This window comes from Sinorhizobium sp. BG8 (genome assembly GCF_016864555.1).
GTDB lineage: Bacteria > Pseudomonadota > Alphaproteobacteria > Rhizobiales > Rhizobiaceae > BG8.
Window position 1 is genome coordinate 55432 of the sequence record NZ_CP044012.1, and the last position, 11788, is coordinate 67219.

Consider the following 11788-nt stretch of genomic DNA (forward strand, 5'->3'; position numbering starts at 1 on the left):
CTCGGTTCCCTTTTTGTTGGCTCGGACCTTAGCGGAGCTTTGGACCCTTGCCTAAGACCGATTATTTCTGACCTAATAAGCAAGTCTTATGGACAGGAACGCCTCTATCCACGCCGTCAGATTCAGGCTACTGCCGGCCGGCGCTCGATAGGGATGGCAGGTCGCATGCGTTGCAAAACCCGCCGGCGCCAGTAAATATGAACGCCCAAAAGCATTGGAGCGCCCGGCCCAGATGGATATCAAGCGCCTCAAATCCTTCATCGTCATCGTCGACAGTGGCAGCATCACTCGGGCCGCCGACATTCTGCATCTTGCCCAGCCGGCGCTCAGCCAGCAGCTGGCCGCACTCGAAGAGCATTTTGGACAGAAGCTGCTCATTCGCAGCCAGCAGGGGGTCAGCATGACCGATGCCGGCCACGCTGTTTACCGCCACGCGCAGATCATTCTGAGGCAAATGGAACAAGCCCAGGCGGACGCTTCTGCCGCTGGAAATTCGCTGGCGGGCCGCGTTTCAGTCGGACTGGTACCGTTCAGCAGCGCGGCGACGCTTTCGGTCGAACTCCTGGCAGAGACGCGCAAACGCCACCCGGGCATTCTGTTGCACCTGACCGAAAGTGTCGGGCAGACCTACAGCCAGATGATCATGAACGGCCGGCTGGAAATGGCGCTCATTCACGGCGTCGGCCCGATCAAGGGCGTTCGTTTCGAGCCCATTCTCAGCGAGGAGTTTTACCTCGTCGCGCCGAAGGATTTTTCGATTGAAGCGGATGCAAAACCGGTTCCGGTCAGCGCTCTGGACGGCATCCCGCTCCTGCTTCCGCCCTCCTACAACTTCGTGCATCGTGCCATCGAGACCGCATTCACGCGCAGCAGGATCAATCTGAGAGTGGTCGCAGAGGTCGAGGTCGTCAGGACACTGGCACGCGCCGTATCTAGCGGCTTGGGGGCAACGATCATGCCGAAGGCCATTGCCGACCGCATCGTCACCGAATCGAGCGAGCCTCTGGTCTGCCGCCTTGTTTCCCCGAGGATTGAAGAAACACTTTCCCTGTGCACTTCCGACCAGAGTGCGCTGTCAGAACCCGCACTTGCGGTTCGCGACATCCTGGTCGAACTGACAGAACGGCTCAAGGTCTAGGAGCCCGCTAACGCGGGCTCCGCGCTATGTTGCCTTAACGCATTTCACCGCAGAACTGCGCGATCCTGGCGCATCCCTCGCGAAGCATTTCCATGCTCGTCGCGTAGGAAATACGGAAATATGGGCTCATCCCATAGGCCGCGCCCTGGACTGTCGCGACATGGTGCTCATCGACCAGTCCCATGACGAAATCGACATCGCTCTCGATCTTGCGCCCGCCCTTGGTCGTCTTACCGATCATGCATGCCATGTTGGGATAAACATAGAAGGCGCCTTCGGGCTTGTGACAACGAATACCATCGATCTTCGAGAGTGTGTCGACCACGAAGTCGCGACGTTCCCGATAGATCGCTGCTCGCTCCTTGAGAAGATCCTGGGGACCGTCCAAGGCGGCAATGGCTGCTGCCTGGGCGACCGTGGAAATGCCGCCGCTGTTCTGGCCGTTGACGTTGCTGATGGCGCCGATCAATTCCTTGGAGCCGCTGGCGCAGAAACCAAGTCTCCAACCGGTCATCGCGTAAGCCTTCGAAACGCCGTTCATCGTCAGCACCCTGTCGTGAAGCCGCGGTTCCACTTCGGCGATGGTGCAGAATTCGAAATCGTCGTAGACGAGGTGCTCGTAGATATCGTCTGTAAGTATCCAGACGTGGGGGTGGCGCAGCATGACTCCCGCGATCGCCGCCATCTCCGCTCGCGAACAAGCCGCGCCAGTCGGATTGTTGGGAAAATTGAGGATGAGCCACTTGGTTCGCGGCGTAATCGCAGCCTCCAGATCCTCAGCGCGGAGTTTGAAGCCGGCCTGCTCATAGCACGGTACGGGCACTGGTGCGCCACCCGCGAATTTGACGATATCGGCATAGCTCACCCAGGACGGCGTCGGAATCACGACCTCATCGCCCGCATTGCATGTCGCGAGCATCGCGTTGAAGATAACCTGCTTGCCACCGCCGGAAACTATGATCTGGCTGGCATCATAATCAAGATTGTTATCGCGCTTGAATTTCCGCGATATGGCTGTTTTCAGAGCCAGTGTTCCATCCATCGGAGGATACTTGGTGTCGCCGCCAAGAGCTGCGGCATGGGCAGCTTCTATCGCATGAACTGGCGTCGGAAAGTCTGGCTCGCCGGAGGACAGGCTCACCACTTTTATGCCTTTGGCAGCAAGTTCGCGAGCGCGCTGCGTCATTGCAGCGGATGCGGATATGGAAACATTCTTCAGGCGGTCGGCTGTGGAAGGCATGGTCAGATCTTTCGCTTTCGGGAAGATATGTGACGTGGGTTTGGTGGATTGCGTCAGGACGCAAGCTCGGAGACCGACGCAAGCTCGGCACCGGCATGGCTGATTTCACTTCGAATAAGCCTTGCGAGCTCGAGAGAGCCTGGGGTGTCACTGTGGACGAGGATTGACCGCGCAGGCATGTTGATCACCGTTCCGTCGATCGCCTCAACGGTGCCCTTGAGCAAAAAGCGGCGCACGCGGGCGCGTACAGAAGCTTCGTCTTTGACGAGAGCGCCCGGAAGTCCGCGAGCAACAAGCTTGCCGGCGGCATCATAGGCACGATCGGCAAGGAAGAGTGACAGCGTCCTGAGGTTGGAGCGCTTTGCAGCTCTTTCTATCTCGCTGTCCGGAGTCACGAAGATCACCAGTCTTGCATCGACCTTGGCGATCGCATCCATCATCAAGTCCGCAAGTTTGGGATCGCGGTTGACCATGTTGCCCATCGCCGCATGGAAGGAAAAGTGACCGACGGTCATACCCTCCGCCCTGGCGATCGCTTGAAGAGCACCCAGTTGATAGATCATCTGCTGGCGCAATTCGTCAGGCTGGAACGCTATCTCACGGCGGCCGAAGCCTGCCCTGTCCGGCAGCCCGGGATGGGCGCCAATCCCGACACCGTTTTCCTTCGCCAGGCGGACCATTCTCGCCATCGTATCCGGGTCTCCGCCATGGAATCCGCAGGCGATGTTTGCAGACGAGACGATGCCCATCATGGCCTCGTCGTCGCAAAGACGATACGGACCGAAGCCCTCCCCCATGTCGGAATTCAGATCGATCTTCACCGTTTCCTCCATTCGTGCCCGAGTGGCACCGTCATGCGATCACGCGTAGCGCGCGCTTGACCATTGTTGCCGTTCGGCGCACGTCCTCGACATAACGGTCGACGGACTGTTCCGTGGACCTTGCTTCAGCGTGGGTCGAGCGCACGAACTGGATCTTGGTTCCGATGCGCGCCTGGCCGAGACGCCATAGATCGCCTTCGATCACACCGGCGATCTTTGGATATCCGCCGGCGGTATTTGCATCGCTCATCTGAATGATCGGCTCGCCGCCGGGAGGTACCTGAACAACGCCGGGAACGACGCCATGAGAGCGCATTTCCACCGGTGCTTCCGGCTTGATCGGCTCGCCCGATAGTCGAAAGCCCGTCCGGTCGCTCTGCGACGAGATCCGCCAGGGCTGGCTCCAGAAACGCTTCGCGTCCGATGCAAAGAGCTCGTGCTCGCCCGCCGGAATTGCGCGAACCGGCAGCACATCATCGATAGCGGCAGGGAAAATTTCCCGCAGGGCGACAATAGGCTCGACGACGGCCACGGCGCGGTACGGCAGTTGACCGTCGGTCGGTGTAGTCGCTAGCTTGTCGCCTGCGGCAAGAGGGCGCCCGCCATTGCCGCCAAAACCACCGCGCAACGTCGTGCTTCGTGATCCCATGACAACCGGCACGTCCACGCCGCCGGCAACGGTGATATAGACACGGGCCATGCGACGAGGTTGGCGGATTTCCAGAACATCACTTGCCGCCGCGCGATGAATGCACCATGCCATCACCTCGCGACCGTTTAATGAAATCGTGCCGTCCGCACCCGTGACAGCAAAATCCGTAATCGCCGAGAAGCGTATCTTGAATGGAAATGTCTGCACCTCGATCGCAGCAGCGCCCTGCTCGTTGCCAAGCAGGACGTTTCCTACCCTGACCGCGAGCGGATCCATCGCGCCGCTGGCCGAGACGCCGATCGCGCGATAGCCTGGGCGGCCCAGATCCTGAACTGTATTGAGCGGGCCGGTCTGAACAATCTCGATCACAACTCGATCCTTTCAGGGAGAAAGCGTACGACGTCGCCGGGCGCCATGAGCGCAGGCGGGGATGACGTCGGATCGAACATCTTCTGGTCCGCGTGGCCGATGGAATTCCACCCATTCGGGCCGGTCAGCATCGCAACGCCGGTCTGCATTCCCCCGATTGTCACGGAGCCCCTCTCCATGCGCAGTGACGGCACCTTCTTGCGCGGCATGTAAATGCTGGGGTTGAGCCCGTGGAGGTAGCCAAAGCCGGGTGCGCTTCCAAGCGCGAAGACCCGGTACGCTGCTTCATGGTGGAGCCTGACAACCTCGCGATCGCTCAGGCCCGAGTGATCGCAGATAGCAGCAAGGTCAGTGGCATACTCGCCACCGTAGACAACGGGGATTTCAATGGTCTTCCCCTTCAAGTCCACGCTGCGCGCCTCCTGCCAGGCAGCCTGGAACCGATCAACGAAGAATTCGGGATCTTCCGGCGTCTCTTTCAGGATCGCGAGCAGATTGGTCATGCCCGGAATGACCTCTCCGACGTCATCCCATGCCGCGACAGAGCGTGCCACCGCCCAGATCAGTCGCTGCGCAGGCAAATCGAAGTCACCAGGAGCCTCAAGCAAAAAGGATCTGGCACCAATAAACGAAATGCGGGCACCCTCGCGGAGAATGGATGGGGCATCATAGCGAGACGAGTGATTGCTTGGCTGGATCGTCATGACTTTTTCTGGATCTCAAACAGGGGCGTTCCGAAACCTGTCAGGGTCTCGGGCTCAACAAGCTGCCGCCGAAGCAGACCGGAGTGAGGCGCGACCAAGGGAACAAGGACGGGGTCGACGGCCATGAATCCGAGGATTTCACCTTGCGCGATCCCGCGCGCTTCTTCGTCGGTGCCGACCGCAACGGGTCGGAAATAGCCGGCGATCGGCGCCTTGATGACGACAGTGTCCGCGGAGCTCACCGGCGCCATCTTCGAGTGGGAGACCTCGGCACCCCCGCCCGTCAAAGCAACGATCCTGATATGACCGTCCCGTGTAGTGATCTCCAGACCTTCGACACCAGCCCTTGTCAGCGCGTCGGAAAGTGCGGCTATCGTCACCGGATCCGTAAGACCGATCGCACTCATGCCGGTCTCCTCTGCTTGAGCCAGTGTTCGAGATAGTGGATGTCGGTCTCGCCGCGGCCGAACTCCTCATCATCAAGAAGAGCACGCAGGAAAGGCAGGTTTGTCGAGATTCCGCCGATCCGCGTCGCCGCCAAAGCATCGCGCATCCTGGCGATCGCAGCCGGCCGGCTCTCAGCGTGAACGATAAGCTTGGCAATGAGCGAATCGTAATAGGGCGAGACCCGATATCCTGCATGGATATGCGTATCGACACGAACGCCGGGGCCTTCGGGGAAGCTCAGTTCATCGATCGTGCCGGCCGATGGCAGGAAGCTGTTAGGATCTTCGGCATTGATACGGCACTCGATCGAGTGGCCAGTGCATTCGACCTCGGCCTGGCTGAGAGCCAACGGAGCGCCCTGGGCGATGGCGATCTGCTCCCTGACGATATCAAGACCGCTCGTCATCTCGGTGACCGGATGCTCGACCTGCAACCGGGTGTTCATCTCGATGAAATAGAACCGCCCGTCTTCGTAGAGAAATTCGAAGGTCCCGACCCCGCGATAGCCGATCTGCCGGCAGGCTTCGACGCAGGCTTGTCCGACAGGGCCGATCGTGTCGGCTGCAATCCCCGGGGCAGGCGCTTCTTCAACGACTTTCTGATGTCGGCGCTGCATCGAGCAATCTCGATGGCCAAGCCACACGGCATTGCCATGGCTGTCGCAGACGACCTGTATCTCGATGTGACGTGGATGCTGCAGGAACTTTTCCATGTAGAGTTCGGCGGAGCCGAACGCCTGACGAGCTTCCTCACGTGTCAGCGCGATCGCTTCATGAAGCTGTTCTGGCCCGGCTACGACGCGCATACCACGCCCGCCGCCGCCGCCCGCAGCTTTGATAATCACGGGATATCCGATCTCGCGCGCAGTGCGATCGACCAGTTCGCGGTCATCGGGGAGCGCCGTGTCCGGACCCGGAACACAAGGGACGCCGGCCGAAATCATGGCGCGCTTGGCGGCGATCTTATCGCCCATCGTAGCGATGGCGGAGGCCGGCGGACCGATGAAGACGAGGCCGGCCTGGTCAATCGCCTCTGCAAATGACGACTTTTCCGACAGGAAGCCGTAACCGGGATGGATTGCGCCGGCACCGGTCAGACGCGCGGCCAGCAGGATCGCGTCCTGGTTCAGGTAGCTCTTGGCGGCTGGCGAAGGTCCGATACATAGGAAGTGTTCGGCCGCTTCACCGTATCTCGCCGACCTGTCCGCCTCGGAGCAGATCATCACTGTCTTAAGGCCAAGCGCATGACAGGCCTTCTGAATTCTGGCTGCTATCTCGCCCCGATTGGCAATGAGCACAGTATCGAAGCGCCTATTGGCTTGGTCGAGGTCGAGGTCGAAGGGCTCGCTCATCCGGCAATCTCCGCAAGCATGTCACCCGTTTCGACTTCCGCACCATCGACATCGGTCAGCTGGATGATGCGACCCGCACGCGGTGCCGTGATCCGATTGAACACCTTCATGGCTTCGATAATGAAGAGGGTCTGCCCCTCCTCCACAGTGTCGCCGACCTTGACAAACGGCGGCTCACCAGGAGCGGGAGTGCGATGCAGGATACCGAAGACCGGAGCGGCTACTGTCTCGGAGGTTGCGCCACTCGTGGCAGGCGCTGGAGACGTCTGTGTTGCCGCCTGCGAAACAGTGGCTTGCGCGGCACTTTGATGATCACGTACGCGGAAGATGCGAACCGTCGTATCTTTTTCCGTGACGGACAGCTCGGTGACGTTCGACCGCCCCACGAAGTCAATCAAAGTCTTTATCTTCTCCAGGTCCATCAGCATCTCGGCACATTGGAATGCAACTACCGATTACGGCCCTGTGCCGATATCGGTCATTGAATTCGTAGCATGATGCTGATGGCGATGGGGTCAGACGAAGTTTTGATGACCGGCAGATTCTAAGCTGCGCCTCGAGCTGCCACTGATCTCGTAATGTCGGACTGATAGGCGAGAAAAGTGCCGCACCGCGGCCTGCGCACTCCGGAAATCCGTCCGTGATCGTTAAACAGGACAAGGCAGCGCTGGAGGCGAAAACCCTGAGCCAGATCTCGCAAGTAGCATGGGCCAGGGCGGACGATTTGGCCAAACGACACCGGCCCCGGAGCATCCTTCCCTTGCCGTCACAGGTTTGCCGGCCGACGATGCGGCGGGCAAACCGGAGTTTTGATCCCGATGTTCAACCGGCTCTTTGCTCTGCGTCTTTGACCGCCAGATCGGCCAGTGCAAGTGCTGCCTCTCGCGTTTTGGCGGCAGCGATAAAGCGGCCATTGTGGCAGAAGCTCGCGCCTTCAACGCCCGTTGCCATCTCGAGGTCGTTCCCGGTAAGTCCCGCCCAGGCCGCGGGAAGGTCGGCGCGCAGATCGAACCCCTCCTCGGAGCGGCGAATTCCGGTCAGGCACCAATCGGTCTCCCGAGGATGGATGACGAACAGCAGATGATCCGCACCTGCTTTGACGATGGCCGATCGAAACGGCATGCCCATCGGCAATTCGAGAACCCGGCCTTTTCCCACGGCCCCGATCGCCCGCAACACCAGCGCTTCGGCCCGCAGCTTGGCATTTATCCCTTCGATTTTCGCCTCGACGAAGCTCCCGGCTATCGCCGTCGCCGAATGGAATGCCCGATTGATCGCCTTCGGATCCGGCTCGTCGAAGACGGGTTTCAATGTTTCCAGCAATGAAGGCAGCGTCAGGCTGGTCAGCAGGCCGGCGCTATCCGGGCTAAGTGCACCATTATCGACGAGGTCGACCGGCAACACGAAGTTCGCATCGAAAGCGCCGTGCACGGTTTCAATAAAGGCGTCCGGGACCGAGAGGGCGGCCAGATAGTCGCGGCCAAAATGCTTCCAGATCAACCCGAATGAACTGTAGGGCCGACCGTCGTCGCGCTGAGGTGCTCCACGCTGGTGATGATCAAAGATCCGAGCCGCCGCATCATAGGCGCCACCGACATCGTAGACGATACGATCATCGCCCGCCGTGATCCATTCCGGTGCCCTGCTTCGAACCAGCCGCGCTTGCGGGAAAAGCCGCGTGAGGACGACGGTGGACAACACTTCGTCCGCATGAAAACCGCCGGAATGCGTGACGAGAAAATCGGGGATCATACCAGGACCTTATGTTTGTAAATTCTGCCGAAACGCAGATAGCCAGTTTCCGGCCACATCTCAATCAGGTCATCTCCCAAACAGCGGGACGCCCCCATCCCGCCACACGGGCTCCGGTCCACAGACAGGCGTGGTGCGAAATCCCACTCTGAAGACATGAACAGATGCAAACGGTATCATTTTGCAAATCTGGCCTCGCAAGGATCCCGACGATGATCGAGCTTTCAGCCCCCAATCCAATCTTGGAAGTCATCCTCGGCACCCTAACGATGATCGCCGTCATCTTTGTTCACGGCGCAGGCATTCGACTGATCAATCGGCGCTTCAATAGGGCTTGGATTCGGCTGACCGCTGCCACTCCACTTTGGCGGCTCGACCTGCTGCTCGCACTAACGATCGGCTCATTGGCGTCGTTGCACTTCGCAGAGACTTTACTCTGGGCCGCACCGCTCGTGTTGCTGGATATAATTCCCACCCTTCGTGACAGCTACTATTTCGTCCTTGAGAGCTACACCACGCTTGGCGATGGCTCCGTCACATTGCCCGACCATTGGCGGCTGATCGGGCCAATCATAGCAATGTCAGGGCTTTTCACGTTTGGCTGGACGGTTGGCGTTCTGGTGAACATCATGACAGCCTATGGAAAGGCCGACAGAGAACGGGCCGAGCGCCAAAACGGTGCAGTTCCTGCAAAGACGGACTAGCGGTCGGTGGTCGCTACCAACAAGTAGCCCCGTTTATCGGTTCCCGAGTTGGGAAGAGGACCGCGCCAACAGCTTCAGTCTTGTTTTCGCACAGAGTGAACAACAATCGTGGCCGCTGACCAGACAGCCGTCGATTGAACAGAAAATCGGTGGACCGCATCGGTTAGGAGACGCGTCCTGGTCGACCGTCGTGCTTCTGAGCCGGCGCCAATGTGAATGTGTTCGCTAGAATCATTTCCAGCTCGACGATCAGGGATAGCTTCCCTGCCTGGACGGGAGTCGCGATGAACTCGACGAGTTCGCCGGCCGATTAGGCGGCGCCGAGGAGGCCCAGGTGTCGAGCGAGTGCAATTGTCGCCACCTTGAGGTCCTCTACGTCCTGTGTCCCTCGGAACACGAGCTCCTGGGTAATAATTCCGTCAATACCCGCCATTGCAAAGCTTGCCAGGCGATTGATCTTCTTTAGTACATCCGGCGACGGATCAGTAAAAAAGGTTGAGAAGACGTCGGAATGGAACCTGATGTAGTTCTCGTATTGACTCTTTGCGATCCACGCCATGTCCTTGTTCCGCAACGCGTAGAAGGTCAACTCGTACTGGACGATCTGGTTATCGAAACTTTCGCACACCACTTCCCAGTCCGTATCAAGCGCCCGGGCGATACATTCTTCCAGAGTCTTGGATCCGGCCGTGCCGGATCGAAGCCGAAAAGCCAGTCCGGATCCCAACCGATCCAATACGGAGTAGAGGAGTGCCTCCTTCGTTTCGAAATGATAGTGAAGAGTCCCCAGCGGAACCTGCGCCTTTTCGGCGATCAGGCGTGTCGTAGCGCCTGCCGCGCCCTCTTCAGCCAGAGCCAGCAAAGCGCCCTCGATGAGTCTCTCTTTGGTGAGACGGGTCTTCGGTCGTATCTTCTGACGTACTTGTTTGCTGTTGTTCTGCTCAACAGGGGCTTTCACGCTAAACGAGCCTCGCATTTGCCATATGTCCGTCATGGCATGATTCGAGTCGAGCTTAACTACAAAAGGATGGTGTCTGAAGCGCGGTTTGAGTGGCCCGCAGGTCAATCGGCACAAAAATGCGTGATTCAGTCACGGAATTCGCAAGTCTCCGCGTCGTGAGGCACGAGCAGATATTCCGACCATCGGGACAAATACTTCGACGAGCTTCATGCTCCACCACCGGCCACACGGATCTGCAATCCTTCTCCGGCTTGGTGTCAGGACGCAAAGCCAATGCCTAGCCGGTCCATCGCGCGAAGCATAAGTGAACGCCGACCAGTCTCGTCCTCACGCGCCAGATCTCGTTGCGACCAGCGCACGGCGAAATCCGTGAGTGGCTCGGGCGGGAACGGGACAGGGAAACTGCGTACCATGCGCAACTCCGTCCGCTCGGTCCGCCTGCCTTCCAGGAGGTCAAGCATGACCAGCGCGGCAAACCGCGAGGCAGACACGCCCTGGCCTGTGAAACCTAGCGCATAGGCAAGCTGCCCCTGCATGGATGTGCCGGCGAAGAGTGTCATACGGGCGGACGTGTCGATGATCCCGCCCCAGCTATAGTCGAACTTCACGCCATCAAGGGACGGGAAAGCTGCGGAAAAATTCGCTGCAAGCGTCGAGAACGTTTTCTCGCGATCAAGCAGTGCCCCGTCGCGGCGCCACCCCCGATAATAGATCGCATCGTACCCACCCCAGAGGATGCGATTGTCGGCGGTCTTGCGGAAATAATGAAACTGGTTCCCTGTATCCGCGATACCGTGGTCCCCAGTCCAGCCGATCGACTTGAACTGTTCCTCAGTCAGCGGCGCCGTCGCCAGAGAATAATCAAACACGGGCAGAATGGTGCGCCGCAGTTGCCGCAGAAGCGGTACCTCGGCATTGGTGGCCAGGGCGACCTTTGAGGCCGTCAAACGGGCCTCAGGTGTATCGATCACCGCCCCATCCCGGCTGTGTGACAACTCTGTAGCGCGTGTCTTCTCGTAGATCTCGATCCCATTTGCGAGGCAGGTCGCTCTGAGCCCGCTTACGAGTTTTCCGGGATGAATCAGTGCATAGTTCGTCTCGAAGAGACCTGCGGAATAGACTGGCGAATCCAGTCGTCTGCGAAGCGCGGGGCCTGTCAGAAGTTCAGCCTCGATGCCCAAGCGGTCATATATCGCCTTCAGCTTTTGCAACGCATCGATCTGCCAGGGCCTTGCGGCCACGTTCAGTTTTCCGCATCGCTGAAATTCGCAGTCCATGCCATAGGTCGCCAGATCCTCCTCGAAATCATCGAGGTTCTGTCGTCCAAGGCGGACCAGTGTCTCTGCCTCCGAGCGCCACCGCGTCGCGGCGTTTGACACGCCATGCGAGATGCTCGGCGCGCAGAAACCACCGTTGCGGCCACTTGCGGCGTCGCCGCATAGACCAGCCTCTATGACGACGATGTGCGCATCCGGCCAGCGTTCGCGAGCCTTGAGTGCGCACCAGAGCCCGACAAATCCTCCGCCGACGATGGCCAGGTCGGCGGAGATGTCACGGTCTAATGGCGGAAGCGCTGGCAGCTTCGGCAATGCGTCCTGCCAGACCGGGACGTGCTGGGCTGCGTCAAATCGAGTATGGTTCGGCAAGGG

Annotated in this window: 12 protein-coding genes; 2 read left to right on the forward strand and 10 right to left on the reverse strand. The window is 59.4% G+C overall.

Translation table 11 applies throughout. The annotated features are described in order from the left end of the window. The first annotated feature begins 232 nt into the window (after window positions 1-232). A complete protein-coding gene (nac, locus tag F3Y30_RS21330; RefSeq protein WP_203427192.1) occupies window positions 233-1138 on the forward strand; it encodes a nitrogen assimilation transcriptional regulator NAC in 906 nt (301 codons plus the stop codon). Window positions 1139-1172: 34 nt separating this feature from the next. On the opposite strand, the gene F3Y30_RS21335 is transcribed toward nac, so the two are convergent. The 8 genes from F3Y30_RS21335 to F3Y30_RS21370 all read right to left on the reverse strand — a co-directional run bounded on the left by F3Y30_RS21335 (window position 1173) and on the right by F3Y30_RS21370 (window position 8474). Further along, window positions 1173-2378 (reverse strand): pyridoxal phosphate-dependent aminotransferase, encoded by a 1206-nt coding sequence (locus F3Y30_RS21335; RefSeq protein WP_203427193.1) that lies wholly within the window; start codon window positions 2376-2378, stop codon window positions 1173-1175. A gap of 53 nt (window positions 2379-2431) precedes the next feature. Beyond that, the gene (locus F3Y30_RS21340; RefSeq protein WP_203427194.1) at window positions 2432-3199 is read right to left on the reverse strand and encodes a 5-oxoprolinase subunit PxpA; all 768 of its coding nucleotides are present in this window, start codon (window positions 3197-3199) and stop codon (window positions 2432-2434) included. A gap of 31 nt (window positions 3200-3230) precedes the next feature. After that, complete coding sequence (locus F3Y30_RS21345; protein ID WP_203427195.1) at window positions 3231-4220, reverse strand: biotin-dependent carboxyltransferase family protein; 990 nt, start codon at window positions 4218-4220, stop codon at window positions 3231-3233. Further along, a complete protein-coding gene (gene pxpB / locus F3Y30_RS21350; RefSeq protein ID WP_203427196.1) occupies window positions 4217-4924 on the reverse strand; it encodes a 5-oxoprolinase subunit PxpB in 708 nt (235 codons plus the stop codon). The genes F3Y30_RS21345 and pxpB overlap by 4 nt, the downstream gene beginning before the upstream one ends. Then, complete coding sequence (locus F3Y30_RS21355; protein WP_203427197.1) at window positions 4921-5331, reverse strand: acetyl-CoA carboxylase; 411 nt, start codon at window positions 5329-5331, stop codon at window positions 4921-4923. The genes pxpB and F3Y30_RS21355 overlap by 4 nt, the downstream gene beginning before the upstream one ends. Beyond that, window positions 5328-6722, reverse strand: coding sequence for an acetyl-CoA carboxylase biotin carboxylase subunit (locus F3Y30_RS21360; protein ID WP_203427198.1), 1395 nt, complete (start codon window positions 6720-6722; stop codon window positions 5328-5330). The genes F3Y30_RS21355 and F3Y30_RS21360 overlap by 4 nt, the downstream gene beginning before the upstream one ends. Next, on the reverse strand, window positions 6719-7144 hold the full coding sequence (locus tag F3Y30_RS21365; protein WP_203427199.1) for an acetyl-CoA carboxylase biotin carboxyl carrier protein subunit: 426 nt from the start codon (window positions 7142-7144) through the stop codon (window positions 6719-6721). Before F3Y30_RS21365 ends, F3Y30_RS21360 begins: the two co-directional genes overlap by 4 nt. A gap of 400 nt (window positions 7145-7544) precedes the next feature. Then, complete coding sequence (locus tag F3Y30_RS21370) at window positions 7545-8474, reverse strand: MYG1 family protein (protein WP_203427200.1); 930 nt, start codon at window positions 8472-8474, stop codon at window positions 7545-7547. Between the two features lie 212 nt (window positions 8475-8686). Here F3Y30_RS21370 and F3Y30_RS21375 point away from each other — a divergent pair, with 212 nt between their 5' ends. Next, window positions 8687-9178 carry an ion channel gene (locus F3Y30_RS21375; RefSeq protein ID WP_203427201.1) on the forward strand — a complete coding sequence of 164 codons (492 nt, stop codon included), beginning with the start codon at window positions 8687-8689 and terminating at the stop codon, window positions 9176-9178. 310 nt (window positions 9179-9488) lie between these two features. On the opposite strand, the gene F3Y30_RS21380 is transcribed toward F3Y30_RS21375, so the two are convergent. Both F3Y30_RS21380 and F3Y30_RS21385 read right to left on the reverse strand, forming a co-directional pair. Continuing rightward, window positions 9489-10172: a TetR/AcrR family transcriptional regulator gene (locus F3Y30_RS21380; protein WP_203427202.1), complete on the reverse strand. Its 684-nt coding sequence runs from the start codon at window positions 10170-10172 to the stop codon at window positions 9489-9491. 224 nt (window positions 10173-10396) lie between these two features. After that, entirely contained in the window at window positions 10397-11785 is a 1389-nt protein-coding gene (locus F3Y30_RS21385; protein WP_203427203.1) for an FAD-dependent oxidoreductase, read from the reverse strand. Window positions 11786-11788: the final 3 nt, after the last annotated feature.

What these genes read in the sequence shown, in the direction of transcription:
- nac (WP_203427192.1), top strand. Translation starts at nt 233, where the DNA reads ATGGATATCAAGCGCCTCAAATCCTTCATCGTCATCGTCGACAGTGGC.
- F3Y30_RS21335 (WP_203427193.1), bottom strand. Translation starts at nt 2,378, where the DNA reads ATGCCTTCCACAGCCGACCGCCTGAAGAATGTTTCCATATCCGCATCC.
- pxpB (WP_203427196.1), bottom strand. Translation starts at nt 4,924, where the DNA reads ATGACGATCCAGCCAAGCAATCACTCGTCTCGCTATGATGCCCCATCC.
- F3Y30_RS21355 (WP_203427197.1), bottom strand. Translation starts at nt 5,331, where the DNA reads ATGAGTGCGATCGGTCTTACGGATCCGGTGACGATAGCCGCACTTTCC.
- F3Y30_RS21360 (WP_203427198.1), bottom strand. Translation starts at nt 6,722, where the DNA reads ATGAGCGAGCCCTTCGACCTCGACCTCGACCAAGCCAATAGGCGCTTC.
- F3Y30_RS21365 (WP_203427199.1), bottom strand. Translation starts at nt 7,144, where the DNA reads ATGGACCTGGAGAAGATAAAGACTTTGATTGACTTCGTGGGGCGGTCG.
- F3Y30_RS21370 (WP_203427200.1), bottom strand. Translation starts at nt 8,474, where the DNA reads ATGATCCCCGATTTTCTCGTCACGCATTCCGGCGGTTTTCATGCGGAC.
- F3Y30_RS21375 (WP_203427201.1), top strand. Translation starts at nt 8,687, where the DNA reads ATGATCGAGCTTTCAGCCCCCAATCCAATCTTGGAAGTCATCCTCGGC.
- F3Y30_RS21380 (WP_203427202.1), bottom strand. Translation starts at nt 10,172, where the DNA reads ATGACGGACATATGGCAAATGCGAGGCTCGTTTAGCGTGAAAGCCCCT.